The sequence below is a fragment of the Niallia sp. MER 6 genome (assembly GCF_023714395.1).
Lineage (GTDB): Bacteria > Bacillota > Bacilli > Bacillales > Cytobacillaceae > Niallia.
The window spans coordinates 34164-59848 of record NZ_JAMAUK010000019.1 but is presented as its reverse complement, the minus strand read 5'-3'; the positions used below and the strand labels follow the sequence as shown (position 1 = coordinate 59848).

25 protein-coding genes, 1 tRNA gene, 1 pseudogene and 1 riboswitch are annotated in these 25685 nt (G+C 39.3%); of the genes and pseudogenes, 16 read left to right on the top strand and 11 right to left on the bottom strand.

What is annotated here, in order from left to right; all coding sequences use genetic code 11:
• The first annotated feature begins 85 nt into the window (after nucleotides 1-85).
• Both mngA and mngB read left to right on the top strand, forming a co-directional pair.
• Complete coding sequence (gene mngA, locus M3600_RS19465; RefSeq protein ID WP_251647141.1) at nucleotides 86-2005, top strand: PTS 2-O-a-mannosyl-D-glycerate transporter subunit IIABC; 1920 nt, start codon at nucleotides 86-88, stop codon at nucleotides 2003-2005.
• Complete coding sequence (mngB, locus tag M3600_RS19460; RefSeq protein ID WP_251647139.1) at nucleotides 2002-4608, top strand: mannosylglycerate hydrolase; 2607 nt, start codon at nucleotides 2002-2004, stop codon at nucleotides 4606-4608. Before mngA ends, mngB begins: the two co-directional genes overlap by 4 nt.
• A gap of 442 nt (nucleotides 4609-5050) precedes the next feature.
• Here the strand turns inward: mngB and M3600_RS19455 are convergent.
• Both M3600_RS19455 and sda read right to left on the bottom strand, forming a co-directional pair.
• Nucleotides 5051-5140 (bottom strand) — tRNA-OTHER (locus M3600_RS19455).
• 76 nt (nucleotides 5141-5216) lie between these two features.
• Complete coding sequence (sda, locus tag M3600_RS19450) at nucleotides 5217-5405, bottom strand: sporulation histidine kinase inhibitor Sda (RefSeq protein WP_248574479.1); 189 nt, start codon at nucleotides 5403-5405, stop codon at nucleotides 5217-5219.
• Between the two features lie 428 nt (nucleotides 5406-5833).
• On the opposite strand from sda, the gene M3600_RS19445 reads away from it, so the two are divergent.
• Nucleotides 5834-6064 (top strand): hypothetical protein, encoded by a 231-nt coding sequence (locus M3600_RS19445; RefSeq protein WP_233314210.1) that lies wholly within the window; start codon nucleotides 5834-5836, stop codon nucleotides 6062-6064.
• A 359-nt stretch (nucleotides 6065-6423) separates the two neighbouring features.
• Nucleotides 6424-6506: riboswitch (cyclic di-GMP riboswitch) on the bottom strand.
• Nucleotides 6507-6632: 126 nt separating this feature from the next.
• On the opposite strand, the gene M3600_RS19440 is transcribed toward M3600_RS19445, so the two are convergent.
• The 4 genes from M3600_RS19440 to M3600_RS19425 form a co-directional block, all read right to left on the bottom strand.
• Nucleotides 6633-7112 (bottom strand): hypothetical protein, encoded by a 480-nt coding sequence (locus M3600_RS19440; RefSeq protein ID WP_233314209.1) that lies wholly within the window; start codon nucleotides 7110-7112, stop codon nucleotides 6633-6635.
• A gap of 77 nt (nucleotides 7113-7189) precedes the next feature.
• Nucleotides 7190-7927 carry an AAA family ATPase gene (locus M3600_RS19435; RefSeq protein ID WP_233314208.1) on the bottom strand — a complete coding sequence of 246 codons (738 nt, stop codon included), beginning with the start codon at nucleotides 7925-7927 and terminating at the stop codon, nucleotides 7190-7192.
• 67 nt (nucleotides 7928-7994) lie between these two features.
• Complete coding sequence (locus M3600_RS19430; protein WP_285854821.1) at nucleotides 7995-9212, bottom strand: Y-family DNA polymerase; 1218 nt, start codon at nucleotides 9210-9212, stop codon at nucleotides 7995-7997.
• 66 nt (nucleotides 9213-9278) lie between these two features.
• On the bottom strand, nucleotides 9279-9608 hold the full coding sequence (locus M3600_RS19425; protein ID WP_233314206.1) for a YolD-like family protein: 330 nt from the start codon (nucleotides 9606-9608) through the stop codon (nucleotides 9279-9281).
• 452 nt (nucleotides 9609-10060) lie between these two features.
• Between M3600_RS19425 and M3600_RS19420 the strand changes: the two genes are divergently transcribed.
• The 8 genes from M3600_RS19420 to M3600_RS19385 all read left to right on the top strand — a co-directional run bounded on the left by M3600_RS19420 (nucleotide 10061) and on the right by M3600_RS19385 (nucleotide 18684).
• Entirely contained in the window at nucleotides 10061-10639 is a 579-nt protein-coding gene (locus M3600_RS19420) for a TetR/AcrR family transcriptional regulator (RefSeq protein WP_251647135.1), read from the top strand.
• Nucleotides 10640-10721: 82 nt separating this feature from the next.
• Nucleotides 10722-11657 (top strand): NAD(P)H-binding protein, encoded by a 936-nt coding sequence (locus tag M3600_RS19415; RefSeq protein ID WP_233314204.1) that lies wholly within the window; start codon nucleotides 10722-10724, stop codon nucleotides 11655-11657.
• A gap of 553 nt (nucleotides 11658-12210) precedes the next feature.
• On the top strand, nucleotides 12211-13818 hold the full coding sequence (locus M3600_RS19410; RefSeq protein ID WP_251647133.1) for an extracellular solute-binding protein: 1608 nt from the start codon (nucleotides 12211-12213) through the stop codon (nucleotides 13816-13818).
• Nucleotides 13819-13986: 168 nt separating this feature from the next.
• On the top strand, nucleotides 13987-14841 hold the full coding sequence (locus M3600_RS19405; RefSeq protein ID WP_233314768.1) for an ABC transporter permease: 855 nt from the start codon (nucleotides 13987-13989) through the stop codon (nucleotides 14839-14841).
• Between the two features lie 10 nt (nucleotides 14842-14851).
• Complete coding sequence (locus M3600_RS19400) at nucleotides 14852-15754, top strand: carbohydrate ABC transporter permease (protein ID WP_233314202.1); 903 nt, start codon at nucleotides 14852-14854, stop codon at nucleotides 15752-15754.
• Nucleotides 15755-15924: 170 nt separating this feature from the next.
• Nucleotides 15925-16917, top strand: a complete 993-nt coding sequence (locus M3600_RS19395) for a LacI family DNA-binding transcriptional regulator (RefSeq protein ID WP_233314201.1) — start codon at nucleotides 15925-15927, stop codon at nucleotides 16915-16917.
• A 30-nt stretch (nucleotides 16918-16947) separates the two neighbouring features.
• Complete coding sequence (locus M3600_RS19390; RefSeq protein WP_233314200.1) at nucleotides 16948-17553, top strand: YesL family protein; 606 nt, start codon at nucleotides 16948-16950, stop codon at nucleotides 17551-17553.
• A 129-nt stretch (nucleotides 17554-17682) separates the two neighbouring features.
• Nucleotides 17683-18684 carry an LLM class flavin-dependent oxidoreductase gene (locus tag M3600_RS19385; RefSeq protein ID WP_233314199.1) on the top strand — a complete coding sequence of 334 codons (1002 nt, stop codon included), beginning with the start codon at nucleotides 17683-17685 and terminating at the stop codon, nucleotides 18682-18684.
• A gap of 42 nt (nucleotides 18685-18726) precedes the next feature.
• On the opposite strand, the gene M3600_RS19380 is transcribed toward M3600_RS19385, so the two are convergent.
• The 3 genes from M3600_RS19380 to M3600_RS19370 all read right to left on the bottom strand — a co-directional run bounded on the left by M3600_RS19380 (nucleotide 18727) and on the right by M3600_RS19370 (nucleotide 20592).
• Entirely contained in the window at nucleotides 18727-19101 is a 375-nt protein-coding gene (locus tag M3600_RS19380; RefSeq protein ID WP_233314198.1) for an SET domain-containing protein, read from the bottom strand.
• A 333-nt stretch (nucleotides 19102-19434) separates the two neighbouring features.
• Complete coding sequence (locus M3600_RS19375; RefSeq protein ID WP_233314197.1) at nucleotides 19435-19917, bottom strand: hypothetical protein; 483 nt, start codon at nucleotides 19915-19917, stop codon at nucleotides 19435-19437.
• A 15-nt stretch (nucleotides 19918-19932) separates the two neighbouring features.
• Nucleotides 19933-20592, bottom strand: coding sequence for a hypothetical protein (locus tag M3600_RS19370; protein WP_251647131.1), 660 nt, complete (start codon nucleotides 20590-20592; stop codon nucleotides 19933-19935).
• 469 nt (nucleotides 20593-21061) lie between these two features.
• Between M3600_RS19370 and M3600_RS29235 the strand changes: the two genes are divergently transcribed.
• From M3600_RS29235 to M3600_RS19350, 5 genes and pseudogenes are all read left to right on the top strand, one after another.
• Nucleotides 21062-21790, top strand: coding sequence for a replication initiation factor domain-containing protein (locus M3600_RS29235; protein ID WP_311315942.1), 729 nt, complete (start codon nucleotides 21062-21064; stop codon nucleotides 21788-21790).
• Nucleotides 21733-22092, top strand: a complete 360-nt coding sequence (locus tag M3600_RS29400; RefSeq protein WP_396953828.1) for a phage integrase SAM-like domain-containing protein — start codon at nucleotides 21733-21735, stop codon at nucleotides 22090-22092. Before M3600_RS29235 ends, M3600_RS29400 begins: the two co-directional genes overlap by 58 nt.
• Nucleotides 22093-22131: 39 nt before the next feature.
• A pseudogene (locus M3600_RS19360) lies at nucleotides 22132-22734 on the top strand (site-specific integrase); the annotation flags it as partial.
• A gap of 233 nt (nucleotides 22735-22967) precedes the next feature.
• Nucleotides 22968-23687, top strand: coding sequence for a YebC/PmpR family DNA-binding transcriptional regulator (locus M3600_RS19355; protein ID WP_251647127.1), 720 nt, complete (start codon nucleotides 22968-22970; stop codon nucleotides 23685-23687).
• 157 nt (nucleotides 23688-23844) lie between these two features.
• Nucleotides 23845-24501, top strand: a complete 657-nt coding sequence (locus M3600_RS19350) for a Type 1 glutamine amidotransferase-like domain-containing protein (protein ID WP_233314192.1) — start codon at nucleotides 23845-23847, stop codon at nucleotides 24499-24501.
• A 36-nt stretch (nucleotides 24502-24537) separates the two neighbouring features.
• Here M3600_RS19350 and M3600_RS19345 read toward each other — a convergent pair whose 3' ends face one another.
• A complete protein-coding gene (locus tag M3600_RS19345) occupies nucleotides 24538-25227 on the bottom strand; it encodes a DsbA family protein (RefSeq protein ID WP_233314191.1) in 690 nt (229 codons plus the stop codon).
• Between the two features lie 30 nt (nucleotides 25228-25257).
• A complete protein-coding gene (locus M3600_RS19340; RefSeq protein WP_233314190.1) occupies nucleotides 25258-25659 on the bottom strand; it encodes a DoxX family protein in 402 nt (133 codons plus the stop codon).
• Between the last annotated feature and the right edge of the window lie 26 nt (nucleotides 25660-25685).

The following is a 25685-nucleotide window of genomic DNA, read 5'->3' as shown; positions in this document are numbered from 1 at the left end:
CAAGAAGAAAAGCTGCTCTTCTTGTTTTTTTTGTTAGTATTAAACCGAAAAAATGAAATCGATTTCAAAAAAGGAGGTTAGTTCTATGAAGTTAAGAGACTTAACATCTGTCCGCTTATTGTGTACCGACAAAAATTTTGCAACGAAGCAGCAGGCAATTGAGTTTTTGACGAATTTGCTCTACAAGGAAGGAAAGCTATATTCTGAACAAGAATTTCTTAATTCTGTGCTGGAGCGGGAACAATTGTCACCGACAGGTTTTGAGGGGGGCATTGCAATCCCGCACGGAAAATCAACAGCTGTAAAAGAAGCAGCTTTTGCAATTGCTACAGTTAAAGTGCCGTTATTGGATTGGGAAAGTGTCAATCCAGACCATGAAGTAAAATTGGTTATTATGCTGGCGATTCCAGAAGATAAAGCAGGTTCTACTCATCTAACATTACTTTCTGAGTTTATGAAACGTTTATTTGATAACGACTATAAACACCGGTTATTGAATGCGGCAAGCCCTGTTGAGTTATGGCAGCAGCTTGATAACACGGACGAGCAAAAATCTTTTGAACTACCGGGGACTAGCAAAACGATTTTAGCGGTTACTGCGTGTCCAGCAGGCATGGCTCATACGTATATGGCAGCAGAGGCATTAATACAGGCAGGCAAGGAGCTGGGTGTTGCTGTGCTGGTTGAGAAGCAAGGTGCCAATGGTGTGGAAGACAAGCATACGAATGCTCATTTAAATAGAGCAGATGCGGTGATTTTTGCAAACGATGTGGCTATTAAAGACGAGCAGCGCTACAGCCATTTGCCTAAAGTGAAGACAAATGTTGCTGCACCTCTGAAAAATGCCTCTGCAATCATCACTAAAGCCATTAACATAGCAGAACGGCAGCCAGCAGAAAATAATAGTTATGCGCAGACAGACGACAGTGATAGCTCAGATAACAAATCCTTTAAAACAGAGGTAAAAGACTCCATCCTGACAGGTATTTCTTATATCATACCTGTTATTGTCGCAGGAGGAATGACCTTGGCTGCTGCTGTATTAATAGCACAAGCATTTGGATTACAGGATGTATATGAGCTTGAAGGCTCATGGCTGTGGCTGTTAAGGCAGCTTGGCGGCGGAATGCTCGGGCAGCTGATGATTCCGATTTTATCAGCGTATATGGCCTATTCTATCGCGGATAAACCGGGACTTGCCCCAGGCTTTGCTGCGGGAATTGCAGCTAATTTAATTGGCAGCGGGTTTTTAGGCGGAATGCTGGGCGGATTTCTGGCAGGATTTTTGCTCAAATGGTTTAAGCACAGATTTAAAACGAATGGAATATTTGCTGGCTTTATTAGTTTTTGGGTTTATCCAGTTGCAGGAACATTAATCGTTGGCGCTGTCATGCTGTTTGTAGTTGGCGAGCCTTTAGCATGGCTGAATCAAGCTCTCAATGCTTGGCTGGAAGATTTATCTGGCGCAAATGCCATTATTTTAGGGGCCATCATTGGTGCGATGGTTTCGTTTGATCTGGGAGGTCCTGTCAATAAAGCTGCTTACACATTTTGTATTGGTGCGATGGCAAGTGGCAACTTTATTCCTTATGCAGCGTTTGCTTCCGTTAAAATGGTTTCTGCCTTCGCTGTAACGGCAGCTACTATTATTGGCAAGAAATTCTTTAATCAGCAAGAACGGGAAATCGGCAAACAAACATGGCTCCTTGGATTAGCAGGGATTACAGAAGGAGCGATTCCGTTTATGATGAACGATCCTCTTCGGGTTATCCCGTCCTTAATCGCTGGTTCCGCAGTTACCGGCGCCATTGTAGCCAGCTCGCAAATTGGCTTGAACGTCCCTGGAGCAGGGATTTTCTCTCTAGCCTTATTGCAAGGAAAATCAATCTTTATGGCTGGTTTTATTTGGCTTGGCGCAGCATGTGTTGGAGCATGTATTTCAACAGCACTTTTAATCATCAGCAGGCAAAGAAAACTCAGCAAAGAAACAGGAGGGGAAAGATGAAGAAAGTACATATTATCCCACATATGCACTGGGATCGAGAGTGGTATTTCTCAACAGAAGAATCGCGGATCTTGCTTGTAAACAATATGGAGGAAATTTTCGAAATGCTCGAAAACAACCCAGATTATCCAGCATTTCTGCTAGATGGCCAAACAGCTATTTTAGAAGATTATTTAGCAGCAAAACCAGAAAACCGCAACAGAATAACAACGCTTGTGCAAAAGGGGAAGCTGTTCATTGGACCTTGGTATACACAAACAGATGAAATGATTGTTGGAGCAGAGTCGATTGTCCGTAATTTACTTTACGGCTTAAAGGATTGTGCTGCCTTTGGCCAGGCAATGATGATCGGTTATTTGCCTGATTCCTTTGGCCAGTCATCGCAAATGCCGCAGCTATTAAATGGCTTTGATATGAAGCATTTTATTTTTTGGAGAGGAGCTTCTGAACGGCACGGAACGGATAAAACTGAATTTTACTGGGAAAGTGATGAAGGCTCCAAAGTACTTGTTCAGCTGCTGCCGTTAGGATATGCAATCGGCAAATATTTGCCAGAAAACAAGGTGGCACTCCGCGAAAGAATGGATAAATATTTGCCAATATTGGACAAAGGCAGCACGAATGGGAGTGTTATTTTGCCAAATGGCCATGACCAGATGCCAATCCAGAAAAATATCTTTCAAGTTATCGAGAACTTGAAAGAAATCTATCCAGATCGACAGTTTTTATTAAGCAGCTATCAAGATAGTTTTGCAGATTTACCGCAGCATTTGCCGACTATAAAAGGTGAGTTGCTTGATGGCAAATACATGCGAGTTCATCGCAGCATTTATTCAAGCAGAATGGATATAAAGGCGGCCAATACCCGAATTGAAAATAAGCTAGTCGATATTCTTGAGCCATTAGCAGCTATCGCTTATTCTTTAGGATTTGAATATCATCATGGCTTAATCGAGTTGATTTGGAAAGAAATCTTGAAAAATCATGCTCATGACAGTATTGGCTGCTGCTGTTCTGACAAAGTTCATGCCGAAATAAAAAATCGTTTTTTGCTGGCAGAAGAAAAGACAGACAGATTGATAGAGTTCTATAAGCGGAAAATTACTGATTCTATTGATACAGACCGAGAGGAGGATTTGCTCACAGCCTTTAATCTTCTTCCTTATAGCAGACATGATACGGTAAATGCAGTGATTACAACGATACATCGCTCCTTTATTTTAGAAGATGCAGATGGTTATGAGGTGCCGTTTGAAATGATAGCTAAAGAAATGGTGGACCCTGGCTTGATTGACAGGCAGCTTGTTCATTACGGAAACTATGAACCCTTTTGGCGTTATCATATTCAATTTAAGTCAACTATTCCGTCTATGGGCTACAAAACTTTTTTTGTTGTACCAATGGACAAAGAAAAAGAAGTATCCTTCGTTGAGAAGGATACTGTTGAAACACCATTTTATCGAATTACCGTTAATCTCAATGGGACGTTGACTATTTATGATAAGAGTATGGACAGAACATTTTGTAATGTGCTGCTTTTAGAAACGTCCGGCGATGATGGAGATGAGTATGATTATTCTCCTGTGTTTGCAGAGGAGCCTGTTGTTCATCATCATGCTGTCACTTCTTATGCGATTTCCCAAAATGACTTAGAAGCGCGAATAGATATGAAAGTCAAAATCGCTGTTCCAAAAGACGCTGAGGACAGAAAAAAGCATATAAACAGCTCACTCACAGAGATAACTTGGAAAATAATCATCCCTACTGATCAGCAAATAATCAAAGTGTCTGGAGAAATTAATAATCAGGCAAAGGATTATCGTTTACGGACGTTAATTCCTACAAAGATTGCTGCTGCTTTTTCTGTTGCAGATAATCAGTTTGGGTCTATTAAAAGAGGTGTTAGCGATCCAGCGATGCACAGCTGGGAGGAAGAAGATTGGGATGAGCGGCCTGATGCGATTTATCCAATGCTGTCCTATGTAAGCCTGTATGATAAGCATTATACGGTTAGCGCTATTACAAACAGCATTAGAGAATATGAAATTATAGGAGACCATTTTGACACGATTGCTTTAACGCTCTTACGCAGTGTTGGTTACCTTGGCAAGGAGAATTTAGTAAGAAGGCCAGGACGCCCTTCAGGAATCAAGCTTCCTACACCTGATTCGCAAATGCAAGGCATTCTTAACGTCGAATTTGCTATTTCCATCAGTAAAGGCACACAATATACAGCAAGAATCTCTAAAGAATTCAGAACCCCTATTGAAACATATAATAAAATTCCTTATCATGCGATGAAGCTTAACTCGTCACACAAGCAAACGCCATTATGCTTCAGTTTGCTTCAGGAAAAGGGAACTGGAACGGAGGTGTTAAGTACATTAAAAAAAGCAGAAAACTGCAACGGTTTCATAGTGCGGATGTATAACCCTGCTGCAACCGAAGGCGAAATTTCTGTCAGCTTCAACGCCGCTAGCCTGAAACAAGCCTGGCTCTGTCAATTAAATGAAAATATTGAATCTTTGCTTTCTATATATGACAATAGTTTCTCTCTCTCTATCCGTTCTAACCAAGCTAAAACTGTATTAATAGAAAAATAATCTGAAAAGTCTTGCAGATTTCCCGGGCAATGGCGCAATCGTAGGAAATATACAAAAAAAACGCCTCGTTTAGGAGGCGTTTTCTTTCCGTTCTTTCACTTTGCCATCTTTGGTAAAGATAAATTAGAACAGCGACTACAGTCGTCATGACATGTACACCAAATGAAAGAATATTCACCAATTGATAAAGTGTTCATACCTTTTGCTTAAAGCAAAAAAAGTCCAGCACCGACAATTAAGTTTGTCACTAAGTAAAGAGACAATTTTTATATGTAAAATAGAAGGTAAAAACTGTGCCGACAAGGATAGCCAGTCAAAATGGCGATATTTTCTTTAATTATCCACCACTGACAGCGCTTTGTTGTTTGGAAAATACCGGTTAGCACTAAGGAATAGACATTGTATCACCTATAGGAGTGTGGAGAGTATATTGGAGGGAAATAGGACTTGGCGGGATTTGAACCCGCAAAATACGCTAAGCTGTTCTCATGTTAGAACAACCTGGTCGCTCTATCCGTTGAGCTACAAGTCCTGTTTATAGTATGGGCTGATTTTCGTAATTTTATTCTTTTTTTAAAAGCTTGATTCATTTCACCAATTCCTGCTTCTTAGATTTTCCCTTTTTTAGGTTGCTCAGAGAGAAATTTCTCGTTTTCTTTATAGACGATACGGATAAGTCTTCGCCTTTTTATTTCCTGTTTAAGCATTATTGTAAATGCTGGATCAAGCTGTAAACGAAGGGCATGCCGATAGGCGAGAAGCAAGGATTGATTACTTAAGAGTCTCAAGGAAGACATATTAACACCTCTCATAAGTATCATTTATCCCATTTTTCCCTAGCGCCGGCCCCACTAAACATTGTTTTCTACTAATTTTTTGTAAAAAAAAAGAGCTTATAAAGGCTCTGTATTTTTAAGGATGCTTTCTAAGTTTTCCGCAAGTTTTGCATCTATCATTATAATAGTCGAATTTGTGATACCTGCGCATATAGCAAATAAAAGATTTAATCATAGAAATCCTCCTTAAAAATATTTTAAGCATGTCTATGTTTGTATTTTTATTGTAGCTCTTATGAAAGTAGTTGCTAAGGTATTTTTTTCCTGTATTACAAAAAAATGTTATGGGTTTAAAGTACTAAAAAATGATGGAAGAAAAAAAGATACTTTTGCGAAAAAAAAAGGAAATGAATAGCAAATGTCGAAGTGAATATATAGGAGGTGTTTAAATGTTAAAAGAAGACTCTTTTATCAACGAAATGAAGTTATTGGCTAAAGCCCAATTTGAAACAAAGGCCAAGTCGATTTTAATTATAAAACAGCTCCAGCATGATTCAACCAACAAGAGCCTGCAGCAAGAATTAGCCAAACTGAGATTGGAAAGTTATGAACTGCACAATGAGGAAAAGGATTTACGCGTTTTTTTTAGAGAGTATATAAGCGTTATGGGCATTCGTTAAGATGCTCTTTTTTTTTTGCATAAATTAGGAAAAGGGAGCTGACATCAGCTCCCTTTTTACACTTAATGAGACATTCTTTTACAGCTAGGGCAAGAAATTTCATGCTCCTGCTTAAATTCAATCCGTTTAAAATCACGTTTTTCAAGTGTTGCATATGGATTATACTTAGAACCGCACATGCAATACTGCCTATCTTTCACGATATGTCGAAGGCTGGTTTTTTCATTAAGAACAGTTGGATAAAACATACTTCTCCTCTTTTCTAATTTATTAAGGCAAATTAGACAGGAAGTGTCGTTCTTTAATAGGCTGCGTAATCAGGGATTTCTATCCTTAATTTTCGCGGCCTCACATTCTTTATCTGCAACCCGGCTGCCATTGCTTTTGCTTTAGGCCCGTGGCTTTGCGTCTTTTACTTTCGTAAAATTTGCCCAAGTCGATTCTATCATTATACGAAGAAATGTCAAGGAAAACGCATGCAGCTCCTGGATTCCTAAGGGGTGACTTTTATCACATATTAATTTTTTGTAAATGTTTTTTTTCTTCAACTGAGAAATTATACTCATTTTTAAGTTGGTGCATGTTTTTCTGCTTTTGCTTCCAAACGGCAAATAAATTTGTAGTATTTGACTACGATGATGAGCAGAAAAGGATCTAACAAAATGGAGTACCATATCTTCCACCAGCCATAATGAAAATAGCCCCAAGGCTCTGGCAGCAATGTCACTAGTTCATACAAGACTATGGCACAAGCCCAAACTGCAATGTAAACAGCTTTTGATTTTAGCTTTTTTTTGAATGGATAATAATTCAAAAAAATAATATTAACAGGAGGCACCAATAAAAATAGCTGGGGAATTGCCAGCCAGTCAATCCCTTTTGACAAATACCAATAGGCATGGTATTTCAAATCAATATATACATCAAAAATCAACTGGAACACGATGGTAAACATCCATATATGCAAAATTTGGTTCCAGGTTAAACGCTTTTTTATAAAATAGACGACAGCATTAAAAAGAATAATGGCAGCTAGCATACCAATCATAAATGACTCCTTGTGTAGATGAAGATATTCTTATATTTTCCTATTTCTAGAAGAATATCCATTAAGGGTAATGATGATTATTCATCGTCTTTGAGCAGTTCACTTAGCATCCTTTCTCGGTGCTGTAAAAAATACTTTGTTAACTGGTAATGGTCTGTGTCTTCATACTGTATTTCTTTTATTTCGCCATCGTCGAAGCTTAGGATGGATGCGTTTGGGTATCCAAGCAGGATAGGGGAGTGTGTAGCAATGATAAACTGACAATCTTCATACTCAGCCAAATCATAAAGAATACGGATAAAGGCTAATTGTCTTTGCGGTGAAAGCGCAGCTTCGGGCTCATCGAGTAAATAGATGGCCTGCCCGTTAAAGCGGTTTTGAAAAAGAGCTAAAAAGGATTCGCCATGTGATTGCTCAAGCAAAGATTTGCCGCCGTAAGCCCGGTAGTTAGTACGCGTTAATTTGTCACTTTCCAGTTCATCTTGATATGTCGCGAAATGGTAAAAGGATTCAGCGCGCAGAAAAAAGCCGTTTGTAATTTTAGGCATCCAAGATAACCGAATATAGTCACCTAAATCAGAGTTAGCAGAATGCACTTCATAATAATTGTTTTTCCCGCCTCCTGCTGTATGAAAGCCGCATTTATCGGCGATCGCTTCGAGCAATGTCGATTTGCCTGAGCCATTCTCGCCGATAAAGAAGGTTACTTTATTGGTTAATTTTAATTCCCGTAAATTTTTAAGGGCTGGGATGGAAAAGGGATAGCTGCTTTTTGGCATGCTGTCTGCCAGAAGTGAGATTTTTTTTAGGAACATAGCAAGGGTACCTCCTTTTAAAGACTTTGCCATTTTGTTATTTTCGCTAAGCGAACAGGCAATTCCTTTATTTTATATGGCCGCCAAGAAGCTTGGCTCGATGTTTGGCAGTCCCGCCAGAGGTGTAGGAAACAGCACGCAGCAGGGAGGCAGGACCGTAACGATTGCGGATACTGTCAACCACATAGCCGATTTTTCTCTTTTTCCAGCTGTTTGTATCAAATAAATCGAGCTGAACCTCTGTATCCTTCTCGAGCTTTCCAAGAGAAAGGGAGATTTGCCGCACAGTCTGGCCATTATAGTTCTCCCGCATCAGCTCCAAGCAGACACGGTATATATCCATCGTGATATTAGTCGGCTTGTCAATTGTCCGCGACCGATGGAATCCGCCGCCGAACTCCTCTTTGCTGTAGGCCAGGCTAAAGCTGATAGTTCTTCCTGCATGGTGGTGTGCCCTCGCTCTTTTTGCCACCTCTTCACATATTTCCAGAATGACCGATTTAATTTCGCTCTCATCCTTATAGTCGCGCAGCAGAACTTGGCTTTTTCCGTAGCTGATCTGGCCCTGCATAATCGGTGCACCGACTTCGGATAAATCAATTCCCCAAGCATGGTGGTAGAGCTGATTGCCCATTATGCCAAATTTTTTCTCCAACAAGGCCAAATCATAGCGGGCAAGCTGACCGACAGAAAATATCCCCATACTGTGCAGTGTTTTTTCCACACGGCTGCCAATGCCCCACATTTCCCGGAGCGGGGAAACAGGCCACAGCTTTTCCGGAATGTCTTCATACGTCCAGCTTGCAATGCCGTTCGCTGTCTTTTTTGCAGCCAAATCAAGGCAAAGCTTTGCCATCAGCATGTTAGGGCCGATGCCAATCGTTGACGGCAAGCCGAAATCTAAAAGGATATCCTGCTGGATTTGCCTCGCTATTTCCTCTGGTGTGCCCCAAATTTTCTCAAGGCCGGTTACATCCAGAAAGCTTTCGTCCACAGAGTATGTATGAACGGCTGATGGCGGAACATATCGGAAGAACAGCTTCGTAATCTCTGTTGATACACGGACAAACAAGCCCATGCGCGGATTAAAAATTTTAATTTTTGGATCGTCAGGTATCTCGAAAAGCCTGGAGCCGGTTTTAATTTTGAAATCTCGTTTCATGGCAGGAGATGCTGCGAGGACGACACTGCCTGTGCGATCTGTATTACCGACAACTGCAAGATGGCAGGTGAGGGGGTCCAAGCCTTCATGAACGGCGATAATGCTTGCGTAAAAGCTTTTCATATCCACGCACAGAATCGAGCGGTTTGGAAATTGAGTATAATCAAACACACGAAAGCATCTCCTTTTTTAATCTTTTTGAATGTTTACTAAGCTGCGGAAAGGAATCGGATGAATATTGTCTGAATCATCCTGTATGCGAATTTCCTGTTTCAGATGATCAATATATACGACATGGCCGCTGACATGCCGGATTTCACCATTTTTGAAAACCTCACAATGAAGGCTCCAGCCGTGTTCCATGCTTTCAAGGATAAGCAGCTCCATTTCGCGGATCTGGTCCTCGTCGAGGATAGGCTGGGTTAGTTTCTTATCTTCTGCCAGCGCTTCTTTAACGCTTTGGACATGCTCTGGCAGCATCATTGCTGTCCATTTAATCGCCCCTCTGTCTCGTATCATGAAAATCATCTCCTTATAGTGTTTAATATATCAGAACAAACGTTCGTAATCAAGAAGGCTTCTAAAAAAGTCTTACATGTAATATTAGGAAAGCAGCAGAAATCATGCTGGAAAAGGAAGGAAGCAGCTTGAAAATAATTTTACGCATTCAATGGCTAATAAAAGACAGCATCAAAAAAGTTCGCAGCAAAGGTTTCAAAAAAGGAAGTTAACTTCTATAAATAAGCAATTGTTTGTCAAATGGAAAACGAAGGAATGGATAAACCAGTAATTCACGCCAATTGCTATCAGAAAAGCTGAAGCGTGCTTTCCGTGCCGCTTCCGATGTTAAACAGGTGGAAATTCGTACAGCAGAGGTGAAAAGACAGCAATATAATTTTTTACCGATTATTGTAAAAACAGGAAGATGTGTTATAATCTTATTAACCAATGGTCAATAAAAGGAGCAGCATATGTCGCCCAGAAAAGCAGGAACACAAGAATTAACGAGGGATATTATCGTGCAAAAGGCAAGGAGCCTGTTTGTGGAAAAAGGTTATCAAGAAGTTTCCATGCGCAGCATTGCAAAGGAGCTTGCCTGCAGTCACGGTGCTATCTACTATCATTTTAAAAATAAGGCAGAGCTTTTTTATGCAATAGTCGATGAAGGGTTTGCTGTATTAAATCAGCTTATTGAGGAAACGTTACATGGAAAGGAACAAGATATGAAAAAGCTGCACAAGCTGATGCTCAGATTTATTGAATTTGGCCTCGACAATCAAAGTCAATATGAAATGATGTTTATGCAGCGGGAGAGGGAAGTGGACAGTTTATCACGGGAAGCTGCCAATCTTTCTTATGAAAAGTTTGCTAAGGCTATTCAAGCTCTTTCAGCCAACAGGCTAAAGTTGAGCGGGATCTGGTCTGCATTTTTGTCACTTCATGGCTTTGTTTCCCATTATCACGGTGTTGTCGGTGGATTTGCAGAAGCAAAAACGGCTGCAGAATATCATGTGCAATTCCTTATACAAGGCTTGGAAAGTCATGCATAGTTTTAGCTCTTCCATGAGCTAAAACAATTTTTTTACTTTTAATTGACCAGTGGTTAATAAAACGGTTAAGGGAGAGAAGGGCATGAAAAAAGCGTTAGTAGCAGGAGCAACAGGTGGAATGGGGTATGCACTCGTACAAGAGCTTAGACGCAGAAATATTGAAGTAATTGCCTTTGCCAGAGGCGAGCAAAAGCTTAAAGAACTATTTAACAATATGCCAGGTGTAGCGGTGCGAGCAGGGGATGCTTTATTGGAGAAAGATATCATTCATGCAGCAGACGGTGCTGATGTGTTGTTCCATGCTATTAGCTTCCCTTATCAAGAATGGGAGACGACACATCCGCTCGCACTAAAAAACATGCTGAGAGCAGCAAAAGGTCAAGAAGCTAAATTTGCACTTGTTGATAACATCTACGCTTACGGCAGGCAAACAGACAGTCCGATAGATGAGGCTGCGAAAAAAGAACCGCATACGAAAAAAGGCAGTATTCGTCTGGAGATGGAGAATGTAATCAAGACGAGCGGTGTGCCATATCTGATCGTTCATATGCCGGATTTCTACGGACCAAATGCGGGAAATACAGTGCTTAATGAAACATTAAAAAACGTTGCCTTAAATAAAACCGCCAATTTTATCGGCTCTCCTTCACTAGCAAAGGAATTTCTGTTTACAGAAGACGGGGCAAAGGCAATGATAGAGCTTGCCTTACGGGAGAATGCTTACAATCAGAATTGGAATATTCCCGGCGTGTCCCCAATAACAGGCAATGAAATGAAAGAACTCCTACAAACGGAATGGAATTACAGCAAAAATTTTAGAACTGTATCAAAAACAATGATTAAGTTCATGGCTTTGTTTAATCCGTTCATGAAGGAATTGATTGAAATGATGTATCTGTACGAACAGCCAGTACTATTAAGCGGTAAAAAATATGAAGAACAAATTGGCCCGCTTGCGAGAACCTCTTACAAACAGGGCATAAAAATAACGTTGGACTACATGAAAAGCAATCGTTAACAAGCTAGAAAGGGGCTAAAAAGAGTTTTTCGCACAGCTTTTTTTGCAGTCCCTTTTTTATAAGTTTAATACCACAAAAAATGGCTCTTTCTTTGAAACTTCGACAAGAAATAAAGGCAGAGCACCAGATAATTGTAAACATTTAGTAGCAAGTCAGTGTTTTTTTGCCAGATTTGCTGGGAAAATGGCGGAAAGATTGCGATAAAAGCATATTGACGCTCAAAAAAGAAAGCGTTATCATTAACTCAACATAAAGCCCTTACCCACAAGAAATTACTCATCTTAGTCTCATGTAAGTTCATGCCTCTTCTCTTTTTTCAATTCGTGTACGTTCACAATTTTAACCTTCACTTTATTCACGTTCTCTGTTACCTATCATTTTTTTTGAAAGTATGTTATTAGCACTGGTGATTGTATATGTAGAATGGACATGGTTTTTCGTGTACGTTCACATTTTACATATAAATATTAATCTTAAAAAAGGAGGTAAAACATAGAACCGCTTTAGCTGTTTGTTCAAACGCCAAAAAATTTATTAGTGGGGGAAAACAAGATGAAAAGATTAGGGTATGGTTTTCTTGCAGCATCACTTGCCGCTCTTGTTTTAGTAGGCTGTTCAAACAAAGAGGAAGAAGCAGCCGTCACAAAGGATGGGAAGCCGCAGCTTACAGCACTTATAACAAAGCATCCATTAACACAGGATGTGAATAAAATTGAATGGCTTCAAGATGTTGAAGAACGCCTCGGTATTGATATTAAATGGCAGGAAGTAACAGCAGATTGGGATCAGAAGAAGGGCGCACTGCTTGCCGGCGGTGATGTACCAGACTTGATCATCGGTCCTAATGCAATTACAGACGCTGATTATGTTCAATTTCCAGGATTGTTTGAGGACTTATCTGATGACGTTGACTCCAGTCTGCCGAACGTAAAGGCAATGTTTGATGCAAAGCCGGAAACAAAAGCGATAGCGACACAGCTTGACGGGCAAATTTACGGACTTCCAAAATATCAGCGATTCTGGCCGGGAACTGCGACAAGGCAATTCATCAACCAAGATTGGCTCGATAATCTCGGCTTGGAAATGCCGACAAATTGGGATGAATTATATATAGTCCTAAAAGCATTCAAAGATGAAGATGCGAACGGTAATGGCGACAAAAACGATGAAATCCCGTTAGACTTTTCACCTACAGGTACAACTGGATTTGGATTCTTTCAGCCGACAGTCCTCTTAGGAAGCTTTGGCATTACACTGACAGATGCCAGCGGTGCAGGCTACTATGCAGAAGACGGCAAAGTGAAGAACTTCCTGACAGACGAGCGCTATAGGGAGCTTGTTGAGTTTTTGCATAAATGCTATGCAGAAGGCTTAATCAACAAAGAAGTATTCACACAAGACTATACGAAATACCAATCTGTTGCCCGAGGCGATAAAGAGACAGCTAGAGTTGGATATACGTTTGGCTGGAAAGTGACAGACAGATTCGGAAATGAGCTGGCACCACAGTATGCTTCTATGGCGCCATTGCAGGTAACAGCAGATGCTAATGAGCAAGTGTCATGGGATTACGACTATAACGGTCTTAATTACGGTGTTAACATGATTACTTTATCTTCCCAGTCGAAGAATAAAGAAGCTGCATTGAAATTTATTAATGAGCTGTACGATCCTAAAGTGAGCATGCAGGTTCTGTTCGGTTCACTCGGAACTAATATTGAGGAAAATGCAGACGGAAGCTACAAAGTTTTGCCGCCTAAGGATGCGAACATGGATCCAGGCACTTGGAAATGGACAACAACATGGGCAGACAACGGACCAATGTATGTGGCAGATGATATTAAGCTGGAGCTTGGCACAGATATGCAGTCAGTCGGCAAGCAAACAGAGCCTCTGCAGCCGGCACTTGATGCTATTGATGTGGAAAATGATGTTCTTCCTAGCATGTTTATTAAATACAGCAAAGAAGACAACTCCAAGCTAAGTCTTAACAATACAAACCTAATGAATCTAGCGATGGCGAAATATTCGCAATGGATTACAAAAGGCGGAATTGAAAAAGAGTGGGACGCTTATTTAGAAAATGTGGAAAAAACAGGTTTGCCGGAAAATCTTGAAATCATGCAGAAATATTATGATGACTACAAAAAGAATCAATAATCACCTATAAAAGAGGAAGGATGCAGACTGCATCCTTCTATAAAGGAGGTACAGCTTGTGGCCGTAGTTAATCCGGAAGCAAAAAAAGCAGCGCCAGGCTTCCAATCGAAGCCGACAAAAAAACGGAATATCTTGCAGAGCTTGAAGCGAGATTACCAATTGTGGATTATGATTCTGCCTGCTATAGTCATCATTTTCATCTTTAATTATATCCCTATGTACGGCGTGCAATTGGCATTCAGAGAATATGACTTTACGAAGGGAATCACTGGCGGTGAGTGGGTCGGTCTTCATTACTTCAAGGAATTTATCAACAGTTACATGTTTGCTGACTTGATGAAAAACACTGTTGTAATCAGTCTTGCGACCATCATCCTTGGATTTCCTGCACCGATTATTCTTGCTCTTATTATCAATCAAGTGATTTGGAAAAGATGGAAGAAAGCAATTCAAACGACCGTTTATTTGCCTCACTTCATTTCCCTTGTAGTTATGGTCGGCCTGCTTAATGTGCTATTGTCGCCAAACTCTGGAGTGGTCGGCCATATTTTGGCGACCTTCGGCTGGGACATTAACCTCCTCGCTTCTGAAAAGGCGTTCGTGCCTGTATATGTTCTTTCTGATATTTGGCAGCATGCAGGCTGGAACAGCATCATTTACTTAGCAGCCCTGGCAAGTGTTGATCCGCAGCTCTATGATTCTGCTAAAATCGACGGAGCCAGCAGATGGCAGACAATCAGATATGTAGATTTGCCGGCGATTGTGCCAACCATGATTATCTTGTTCATCTTAAGTATGGGGAATATTCTTAACACCGGATTTGAGAAAATATTTTTAATGCAGAACCCTCTTAACCTCCCAGTCTCGGAAGTTATTGCGACATATGTATACAAAATCGGGATTATCTCGAATCAGTTCAGCTATTCAGCAGCGATTGGGCTTTTTAATACGCTCATCAATTTCGTATTCTTGATCGCCATGAACTATATCGCCAAGAGATTTTCCAATATAAGCTTATGGTAGGAGGGAAGTCATGAAGTTATTCAGCACAAAAGGCAAAACGAAGAGTGATATCGTTTTTGATACGATCATTTTGATTTTATGTGTATTTATCTTCTTACTTGTCGCTTATCCATTGTATTTTGTTGTCATCGCCTCTGTGAGTGATTCAACCTTAGTTGCCACAGGACAAGTGACTCTATATCCGAAAGGCTTCAGCTTATTCGGTTATCAAGAGATATTTAATGATTCAAGAATATGGATCGGCTACAAAAATACGATTATCTATACGGTTGTAGGAACATTTGTAAATCTCCTGTTTACATTGCCTGCAGCATACGTGCTCTCACGGCAGGATTTCAAGGCAAGACGTTTTTTAATGTTTGTGTTTGTTGTGACGATGTTCTTTAATGGCGGACTTATCCCAACATACTTATTGATGAAGGAGCTAAGTTTAATCAACAATATGTGGGTATTCATCCTGCCGTTTTCAGTCAATGTGTTCAACCTGATTATTACAAGAACCTTCTTTGAAAGCTCACTGCCGAAAGAACTGTTTGAAGCAGCACAAATGGATGGCTGTACACATTTTCAGTTTTTCGGGAAGATAGCGCTGCCGCTTTCAAAAGCAGTTATTTCTGTTGTAGGTCTTTACTATTTGGTTGGCCATTGGAATGATTTCTTCACAGGCTTAATTTATATAAGAGATTATAGTCTGCAGCCGCTCCAAATCGTCTTAAGAGATATTCTCCTATCAAATCAGGTATTTGCTGAAGGAGCAGGCTCAGGCGGTGCTGCCGGCGGCTATGCACAGAAATATGCAGATCAGATTAAATATGGTGTCATAATCGTGTCCACACTGCCAATCTTAATTATCTACCCATTTATTCAAAAATATTTTGAAAAAGGGGTTATGATTGGTTCTGTGAAAGGCTGATAGAGGCAGTTGTTCATGACGATCACTAATAATAAAGATAAGGAGAAATGTAATGGAATTATATGTATAATAGAATGATATAAAAGACAATTATTTGCATAGTTTCCGAGTATGCCAGGCATTCCTTCTAACAGAATGCCTAGGCTGCAAGGAGATAAAATGGAGGCATTATGAGGGTTACTATCAAGGATATCGCCAAGCATTGCGGGGTGTCTTCAGGCACTGTGGACCGGGCATTAAACAATCGTCCGGGTATAAAAGAGAAAACAAAGCAAAAGGTGTTACAGGCAGCAAAGGAATTGAAATATCGTCCAGACTTCACAGCGCGAAGCCTTGTAAAGGGGCGGACAATGACACTTGGGATAGTGCTGTTTGATTTGTACAACCGCTCGTTTGCACAGCTGTTAAACGCAGTCGAGCTGAGGGCAAGGCAATACGGTTATTTTTTATACATAGCACTCACAGATAAGGATATGGAAAATGAAAAGCAATGCATTGAGTATTTGGCCAATCATAAAGTCGACGGTATCATCCTTTTCTCGGTCAATAAAGGTAAGGAGTTCGAGGAGTATCTGCAGGGACTGTCGATTCCGATTGTTACGATTTTTAATTACCTGTCGGCAGATTGGGAATATATCGGCATACCAGAGCGGGCAGCGATGAGAAATGGTGTCAGTCACATTATCAGTAAAGGCTATAAGCAGTTTATGTATATCTCGCCTCCTTTAAAATACGCAGGGCTGACTAATATTTACACACAAGAAGAGCGGCTCCAAGGCTTCCTTGAGGCATTGTCTGCGGAAAATCTGACAGAAGCAGAAATTATTAGACATAATGATTATCTTGCAGACTTAGATACAATTGATTTTCGCAGTCAGGCCAAGACAGCGATCGTTTGCTCCTGTGATTTATACGCCCTAGAAGTGATGCGTTTCTTAAAAAAGAAAGGCTACCAGATTCCTGAAGATGTAGGAGTAATGGGCTTTGATAATATTGATGTGCTCAAATATATTACACCGTCGCTCACGACGATTGAATATCCTGTGGAGGATATCGGTTATAAAGCAGTCGAGAGCATTGTTCATAAAATCGAAAATGGCAGTTACATAGGCACAGAGACAACAGAGCTATCGTACAGATTTATCGCCGGAGAATCAACCTAAAGCAAAATTCAAAGAAAAGAGGCTGTTGCTATGAATATTATCGACAGTAAATTTTATGGTGTAATTGATAAACTATCGAATCTCTTCATCCTCAATCTTTTCTGGCTTTTGTCCTGCATCCCGATCATTACAATCGCACCGGCTACGAGCGCTATGTACAGTGTCGTCAGGCAGTGGAAAGTCAACGAAGATAATAGTGTTGTCCGCAATTATTTTCATTATTTTAAAGAGAACTTCAAGCAAAGCATCTCGATTGGTGCCATTATGGCCGTTTTGCTAAGCATTTTGTTTTTTAACTTCTTTTATTTAAACCAAGATGCTACCTTTATGAAAATAGTAATGACCGTTCCAGTATTATTGGTCAGCTTCCTCTTTTTAGCGACATTTTTCTATATCTTTCCGCTGATTTCTCATTATCGCTTGCCGATAAAGGCGGCTTTAAGAAATTCCTTGCTGCTGTCGATGATGAATATTCATATAACTGTCTTGATTCTGGCGATGTTCGGTTTATGCAGTGTTATTCTCTTTTATATTCCGTTTACAGGCATCATCCTCTTCAGCACCGCCGCACTCTTGCATTACAGCTTATGCCACAAAGTGTTTGCGAGGATGGATGAAACGAAAATATTATCATAACATAATGTTTATTTGGGGAGAGGTGACTCTCTCTTTTTTGCATTTTAAGCGTTATAAGCAAATAAGTTTTTTTCAGTTGGGGAAATTGTTACTATAATATAGAATCTATTGTCAGAAAGGATTATTACAATGTCTAACATAAATATACCAGTCTCTGTCTTGAACTTGGCGCCAATTCGCCTTGGGCAGGGAGAAAAAGAAGCAATTGACGCAATGGTTGATTTAGCACAAGCAACAGAAGAAATGGGCTATTCACGCTACTGGATCGCAGAGCATCATAACTCGCCAACATTAGTGAGCTCTGCCACGTCTCTTTTAATTAAACATACATTAGAACACACGAAGAAAATCAGAGTTGGGTCTGGGGGCATTATGCTACCAAACCATTCTCCGCTCGTTGTTGCAGAGCAGTTTGGCACAATGGCTGTTCTTTACCCAGACAGACTGGACTTAGGTCTTGGCCGGGCACCGGGCACTGATATGAAAACAGCCAGTGCATTAAGAAGGTCCGCTCATGATTCTGTCTATACCTTCCCAGATGATGTGCAGGCATTGCTGACATATTTCGGTCCTGAAGAAGAGCAAGGCTATGTGCGCGCATACCCAGGAGCAAATAAAAATATTCCAATTTACATTCTTGGTTCATCCACTGATTCTGCCTACCTTGCTGCACAATTAGGATTGCCATATGTATTTGCATCCCATTTTGCACCAAGACAGATGGAAGAAGCGATTTCCATTTACAGAAGAAGATTCCAGCCATCTGCCTACTTAGCTGAACCATATATGATGGTTTGTTTAAATGTTATTGCTGCAGAAACAGACGAGGAAGCAAAAAAAGAAGCAACAACGATGCAGCAATTTTTCTTAAATGTTGTCAGAGGAACACGGACACCGTTAAGCCCGCCTGTGGAAAGCATGGACGCAATCTGGAGCCAAATGGAAAGAGAAATGGCAACCTCCATGTCCAGCATGGCATTTATCGGCAGCAAAGAATCCGTCAAGGAACAGCTTGAAAGCTTCCAAGAGAAGTATAATGTTAATGAGATTATGGCCGTTTCTTACATGTATGATCTTAAAAAGCAAATCCGCTCCTACGAAATCTTTAAAGAAATCGTGGACGGACGCTAATAAAAAAAAGCAGACCTTCAAGTTAATGAAGGTTTGCTTTTTTTACTTGTTAAACCAAAGCGGTTCTTTATCATCCACATCGCCATTATAATTAATTAATATTTCTTCTCCTGCTGTAATATCCTTATAAGCAAAGAAATCAAATGTATGCTCGTCAAAATTAATTTCATAAATAGCATTTGGTTCGTAAGAATGGTTAAACAGCATGCCATAGCCAAGTAATATCGCAGTATGATTTATTCCATATTCAAAGGCATAATCGGCAAGCAGTGTTTTTTCAATATGCTCATGCTGTTCATTCGGATAAGAAATGACGGGAGCCTTATGGATTAGCTCACCTTTTTTGATGTTTTCCGTAGCGAAAACACCTCTGTTGAATTCCCCATCACTTAATGGAGATACTTTTACTTCAATCATAATTGTCTATTGCTCCTTTACAGTTGTCACTTAACTGTACCATTTATTGCTGCTAAAAGAAATCAAGAACGCAAGTAGTGGAGTAATTTTATTTAAAAATGAACAATCCTAGTCCAGATAGATGAACAAATTCTATAATTGCGGTATAAGAATATAATAGTATCAATTAAAAGAAAAACCGTTGATATAAAGGGATTTTACTTCATTTGTAATGAGTGGGAAAAGTGGGAAGATAGATGGATTGTTACCCAAATGTTACCTCAAAAACTAACAGTAGGCTACCCTTCACTTTTAAATTTTAAGAGAAAGATAGCCTACTGTTAAAATTTATGTTTAATCTTGAGATAAATAATTCAAAGAACCTTCTGTTATTTTTTCTAGATTAATAGGATTTTCAGCCATGTTCTCTATTATCCATTGGTAAATAGGAATATTATCTTTCATACAATTCTCTTTCAAATAGTCTTCAGAAAAAGCACTTAATTCCTTTGAAATAAAAAATTCTACTTTATGATTAACTGCTGGCTTAAATTCAATCATAGTACTAGCAAGGAACAGCAACTCTTCCTTTTCTTCAGCAGATATATTTTCATATGTAATGACTCTCGCCACAATTAAATTACGAAAATCATCCCAATCCTCTAAAAAAACAGGATTTAAGAATTCGAAGTCTTTTGGGGTACCGGCTCTTTTCAAATCTTCAAGATATAAATACCCTATTAATCGACCACATCCTTTTTTCTCCTCGTTGATTGCAAAAATTATATGTTGACTCATATTTAATTCTAGCTGAAGATAATATCGTTTATTAAGCAAAAAAAATCCTCCTTTTTAAATCAATAATAAGAATGCTCCCCAAGCTGCAATCGAGCTAGTCGCAAATATAACTAATCCTACCACTGCTACAAATATACCAATAGCAATAATTATATCGGTTGTCTTTTTTAAATTTAGATTCTTTGATTTTATTTGGGATTTTGCCTTTTGGATTTTTTTTGCATCTTCTTGCCCCTTCTTATAATCTTTCAATCCTTTTACCTTTTTTTGGACACTATTTGGAATACCAGAAGAACTCATTGTTTTTTTATGGGATTTTGTACCCAATACGCTTTCTGCCCCTTTAACTCCCTTATTGTTCTCCACATGAACATGAGGTAATCTCTCTCCAGTATGCGGCTTATCTACTCTGGCTCTCCAGCCTCCTCCTAAGTTATGCGTCTGTCCATATCCTCTAGCTAAAGCCATACTTTCATAATCTTCAAGAGTAAAGTATGATGCTGCATCTATACCTAATTTTGCAAGCTCAGTTTCGAGTACTGCAACATCCTCTTCTGAAATGTCTTCTTGATTAACTATACTACTAATATTAATTAATGCTAACTGTTCATCTGTTATTGTAACAGTTGCATACGACCTAGTTGGAGATAAGGCACCTCCAATTGATAGTACAACAAGTAATACTATTACCAATTTTCTAACTCTTTTCATCATAATTTTTCTCTCTCCCTCTTTAAACTTTTCGTAAAAAATTTAATTTACGTGCTTTTGCGAGCGAAAGAGAACTACCTAAACCATTGAATGAGCGTGTTAAATTATTGGAACTCTCCTTTATAGACTGGGAACAGGAAGTAAATGTAAAAATCACACATGTCTATCAAGAGAATAGAACACTCAAAATGGTTATAAATAGCTTAGAAAAGCGATTAGTACAACTAGAGGAACAGCCTAAGCGTAAAGGGTTATTTGGACGGAAAAATTGAGAACGACAAGCCCACAGATCTGGGGCGAGTGCTAAACACAGAGCCCCAAAATCTGTGGGAAGCGTAGGCGGTCGGAAATTTTTCAACACCACCCTCTAACACTAGTTGGAATCTCCTGTAAATGTTGGTATATCAACGTTTACAGCAAGTGAGTTTTTGTAAAAACTAAGAAATTAAAAAATGAAAAGGGGGTGATGTAAATTGCAACACGAAAAGGATTAATTGCGGTTGTCGATTGGCTACAAATTCAAACAGTTGGAATGGAGCTTAAAAATATTGCTCGCAATATTTTGGGTATACCAGAAGAATATTTCAAGCTTGAAAAAGGGAGGTTGCAACATTACAACTATGACTGTTGCTATCGGTTCGGGGATATTCGTATCTACGATTACCTTGAGGAAGTATATACAGATAAAATGATTGTTCTTAGTGGTAGTGCCTGTGAGTTTCTTCGGGAGGTATGGTTGAAACAAAAAAAGCTATCTTTCAAAACATTCATGAAAAATCTACTAATCTTTGAAGATAGGGTGACTATAACACGAATTGATGTAGCCATAGATGACTTCAATCAAACACCATTTTTTACACCTATACAACTCACTAGAATTTGCAAAAAGAAACAATTCGTTTATGGAAGAAGTACAAGTTACCTCCCTTACGGAGATAAACAAACAGGATCTACTCTATATTTGAAGCCACCAAGTGCCGATGACCGTTTGAAGTTCTACGACAAACAAGCAAAGCTTGCAAAAAAGCAAGGGATAAGAAAGAAGGATTTATCACCACAGATACGAACAGAAACCTTATTCAGACGCGAAAAAGCGCATCACTTCTTTCTAACATATGTGAACGGTGAAAAATCTTTACTTGAATTGTTCCAAGGCTATCTAAAAGTGAAACATCAAAGGTATCATTTGAGTTATTTGTAGAAAATGTTGTTCTTCCTCATTTTAAGCGAGGTTTAAAAAAAGGAACTTATCAGCAAAAAAAAGGTCATTGTCGTCATATAAAAAGATATTTTAAGGGAAAAACGTTTCAAGAGATAGAACAAAAAGATATTGCGAATTTCCGAAGCTACTTGATGGATTTGAAGAATTCACATGGAGAACCATTATCCTCTATGTTTCTCAATCTAGTATTAAGTACATTAGGGCAGATTTATGATTTAGCATGTGAACATGATGTAGTGAAGGAGAATATCGCCCAAATATCAAGGGGTTGCGGCAAATAACAAAAAAAAAAAGTTCAATATTGGACATATGAAGAGTTTCAACGCTTTCTGTCTGTTATTGAGGGGAATAGCTATCTTGGTTGTTTAAAAAGAACAGGATTCTACTTTTTATTTTTCACTGGTTTACGGATAGGAGAAATGATGGCAAGAAAATGGACGGATATTGATTGGGATAATCAGTCTATTTATGTAGATAGCACTCTCTATTACCGAAATAAGGAAAACTGGTCGGCAAGTACAAAAGATGGAACAAAAACAGCTAGTAGTACAGGTTGGGTCAAATTAACCCCGAAAATTATAGAAATGTTGAAAGAATGGCGTGAAAAACAACGTGATATATTTGGAGACATACCCTATATATTTATGTGTGATGGGACAATGTATACACCGACAAGATGGAATTGTTGGAAAACAACTTTAGTAAAGAAGTGGAATAAGACAGCGAAAGAAAACGAGGTATTAGAAAACATTAGAGTACATGATTTGCGAGATAGTCATGGAATGTGGCTACTAAGCCAAGGGATAGATATTAAAACGATTCAAAAGCGATTGTGTCATGCGAAGGCGACAACAACCATGAATTATTATTTGGATAGGTTACCCGAAAATGAAGAAAAGGTACTCCAAGGATTTAAAAAGTAGATGGTTACTCTTTTTGTTACCTCGTAAGGGGATAGAATCCTTCTAATCATTGGTATTCAAGGATTATTGCGGAAATCGTTTAAATTGCGGTATAATATTATTCGTCTTAGCAATGATTTAGCATTGCTTGAAAGAAGAAATTTACTAAAAAAACGCTTATAGGCATTGATGTGCCGCCCAGAAGTTATCTATAATAGATAATGGATGGAAAAACCAGAAAGAGAGTGTTCAAAATGGGTCGTAAATGGAATAACATTAAAGAGAAAAAAGCATCAAAAGATGCAAATACTAGCCGTATATATGCAAAGTTCGGCCGTGAAATTTATGTAGCAGCAAAACAAGGCGAGCCAGATCCAGAATCAAACCAAGCGTTAAAGGTAGTTCTAGAGCGCGCAAAAACATATAGTGTACCAAAAAACATCATTGATCGTGCCATTGAAAAAGCGAAGGGCGGATCAGAAGAAATATATGATGAGCTTCGCTATGAAGGATTTGGTCCGAACGGATCGATGGTAATCGTTGATGCTCTTACAAACAATGTAAACAGAACAGCTTCAGATGTTCGTGCCGCATTCGGTAAAAACGGCGGAAACATGGGTGTGAGCGGATCTGTTGCTTATATGTTTGACGCAACAGCGGTTATTGGTGTTGAGGACAAAACAGAAGAAGAAGTATTAGAGTTATTGATGGAAGCTGATGTAGATGTTCGTGACATTATTGCAGAAGAAGACTCTGTTATCGTTTATGCAGAGCCAGACCAATTCCATGCTGTGCAAGAAGCATTTAAGACTGCAGGTGTAACAGAGTTTACTGTAGCAGAATTAACAATGCTTGCGCAAAGTGATGTAACGCTTGATGAAGAAGCACAGGCAAAATTTGAAAAAATGATAGATGCTCTAGAAGATTTAGAGGATGTTCGCCAAGTTTATCACAATGTTGACTTAGGAGAATAACAACTTAAGCCTTTCTCGTTATAAGAGAAAGGCTTTTTTATTGCTGCGGCATGCAGCAGTAGTGCATGTAACAATTTGAACTTTCTGTCATTATCGCTAAAGAGATACAAAAAATTTAAGACCATTAAGCAGGCTTTTAAGAGGGAGAGTGAAAATAGTGAACCGTCATTTTTTTGCTTTCGGAAGCGGACCGCCTTTTACAGACAAATTGGCTGAAAAGTATATCGAGCTGACTAGCGGGGGACCGATTGCTATTATTTTAGTAGAACGGGAAGATTGGCAATCTTTTATGCCTAACTATACGAAGCGACTAATAGCAAGTGGTCATGACAGATTTTCCTATATTCCGCTGCCAACTATTCAAGAGAAACAAGCAGTAGCAGAAATCAAAAAAAGCGGAGGTATCATTCTGTGCGGCGGAGAGACTGACCGTTATGCAGACTATATTGTCGATACAGCAATAGGTGCCGCTATTAAAGCAGTGTATGACCAAGGAGTACCAGTTGCGGGATTTTCAGCAGGAGCTTTAATCAGTCCACAACAAACAAGCATATCAGCTAAAGACAATAGAGAGAATGCCTTTGTCGAAAGAAAGGGCATCGGACTATTAGAAAATATTTTTTTAGCAGTTCATTTTTCAGAGTGGGATGAGGAAAGCCATTTACAGCAACTAGCAGCAAAGCATCCATCCTCTATTCATTACGGAATCGATGAAAACACAGGGGTGTATTTTCATAATGGCAGATTGGCGACAACCGAAGGCAGGGGAGTTTATCAAATGGTAGACGGCAAATGCAGGAAGCTGCCTGGATAAAAAAATAGAGAGTACGAATGTACTCTCTAACGATTCTTACTTTTCAGCTGCTTCATTGACCATTTCCAATAATTCATCATAGCTGTTGCCTTCAAATTTTACTCCATTAACATAAATGGATGGCGTGCCAGTAATGTTCAAGCTTTTCACATCATCCATATCATCTTGGAGAGAACTTTTGTATGTTTCATTTTGGAAGGCCTCTGTTACTTTCGTAGCGTCTTCATCAGATGCACCAGCATCCTTCAAACGGTCTGTTAAGAATTCTTCCGTATACGTTTCGACTGTTTCATTGTCAGGCTGATTAGCGTAGACAGAATCATGGAATTTCCAGAATATCTCATCACCAAGTTCATTAAAAACAGTTTCGCCGTACAAGGCAGCAGTCGTAGAATCTGCATGAATAAACGGATAGTTCATGTAATAGAATTTAGCTTTTCCAGTGTCGATCAAGTTTTCCTTTAAAACTGGGAAAAAGGACTCGTTAAAGTTTTTGCAGACAGGACAGCGGTAGTCCCCAAATTCAACGATGCTCACGCTCGCTGATTCTTCACCTATAACAGGCTGATTGTCATAATCAAAATCAAAGCCTTCTTCAGGCAAATTTGCTAAGATGATAAGCCCTGCGATACATGCGACAACGATACCGATGATCCAATAAATGAAACTAGAAGGCTTGTTTTTTTTAGATTGCATGTTATTTTGTTTTTTCTTCGTTTTTGCCACAATGACTTCTCCTTTTATTTACCAAGCTTTTTAAACATTCTGTTCTTTCCTCTTACTAGATAGTATAACATTTTCTACAGCATATGCCTGTTCTTTATTTAAAACTAATAGCAGAGACATTGCAAGCAAAGCCAAATCGAATTCATATCCGCCGACAAATCCATTTTGCAGATTAACTGTTGCAATTGCGACTACCATGATAGCAGCAAATAATGCAGCAATGATTCTTGTAGCAAGACCAAGAATAATAAGAGCACCGCCGATTAATTCTATACCAGCGACAATGTAAGCAGAGAAGCCTGGTAAACCTAAACTGCTGAAGAAGCCAGCTGTATTTTCCAGTCCTCCTTGGAATTTAGACAGTCCATGAGCGAAAAATATCGCACCTAAAACTACTCGAATAATAGCGATTCCGATATTTGCGTTTTTCATTTTTATTTGCCTCCTTATAATTATTG

Coding starts and splice junctions, on each gene's coding strand:
- M3600_RS19435 (WP_233314208.1), bottom strand. CDS start 7,927: ATGTTCCTAAAAAAAATCTCACTTCTGGCAGACAGCATGCCAAAAAGC.
- M3600_RS19340 (WP_233314190.1), bottom strand. CDS start 25,659: ATGAAAAACGCAAATATCGGAATCGCTATTATTCGAGTAGTTTTAGGT.
- M3600_RS19385 (WP_233314199.1), top strand. CDS start 17,683: ATGTCTAACATAAATATACCAGTCTCTGTCTTGAACTTGGCGCCAATT.
- M3600_RS19390 (WP_233314200.1), top strand. CDS start 16,948: ATGAATATTATCGACAGTAAATTTTATGGTGTAATTGATAAACTATCG.
- M3600_RS19410 (WP_251647133.1), top strand. CDS start 12,211: ATGAAAAGATTAGGGTATGGTTTTCTTGCAGCATCACTTGCCGCTCTT.
- M3600_RS19355 (WP_251647127.1), top strand. CDS start 22,968: ATGGGTCGTAAATGGAATAACATTAAAGAGAAAAAAGCATCAAAAGAT.
- mngB (WP_251647139.1), top strand. CDS start 2,002: ATGAAGAAAGTACATATTATCCCACATATGCACTGGGATCGAGAGTGG.
- M3600_RS19405 (WP_233314768.1), top strand. CDS start 13,987: ATGATTCTGCCTGCTATAGTCATCATTTTCATCTTTAATTATATCCCT.
- M3600_RS19415 (WP_233314204.1), top strand. CDS start 10,722: ATGAAAAAAGCGTTAGTAGCAGGAGCAACAGGTGGAATGGGGTATGCA.
- sda (WP_248574479.1), bottom strand. CDS start 5,405: ATGTCTTCCTTGAGACTCTTAAGTAATCAATCCTTGCTTCTCGCCTAT.
- M3600_RS19395 (WP_233314201.1), top strand. CDS start 15,925: ATGAGGGTTACTATCAAGGATATCGCCAAGCATTGCGGGGTGTCTTCA.
- M3600_RS19425 (WP_233314206.1), bottom strand. CDS start 9,608: ATGATACGAGACAGAGGGGCGATTAAATGGACAGCAATGATGCTGCCA.
- M3600_RS19420 (WP_251647135.1), top strand. CDS start 10,061: ATGTCGCCCAGAAAAGCAGGAACACAAGAATTAACGAGGGATATTATC.
- M3600_RS19445 (WP_233314210.1), top strand. CDS start 5,834: ATGTTAAAAGAAGACTCTTTTATCAACGAAATGAAGTTATTGGCTAAA.
- M3600_RS19400 (WP_233314202.1), top strand. CDS start 14,852: ATGAAGTTATTCAGCACAAAAGGCAAAACGAAGAGTGATATCGTTTTT.
- M3600_RS19440 (WP_233314209.1), bottom strand. CDS start 7,112: ATGATTGGTATGCTAGCTGCCATTATTCTTTTTAATGCTGTCGTCTAT.
- M3600_RS19370 (WP_251647131.1), bottom strand. CDS start 20,592: ATGATGAAAAGAGTTAGAAAATTGGTAATAGTATTACTTGTTGTACTA.
- M3600_RS19380 (WP_233314198.1), bottom strand. CDS start 19,101: ATGATTGAAGTAAAAGTATCTCCATTAAGTGATGGGGAATTCAACAGA.
- mngA (WP_251647141.1), top strand. CDS start 86: ATGAAGTTAAGAGACTTAACATCTGTCCGCTTATTGTGTACCGACAAA.
- M3600_RS19430 (WP_285854821.1), bottom strand. CDS start 9,212: ATGAAAAGCTTTTACGCAAGCATTATCGCCGTTCATGAAGGCTTGGAC.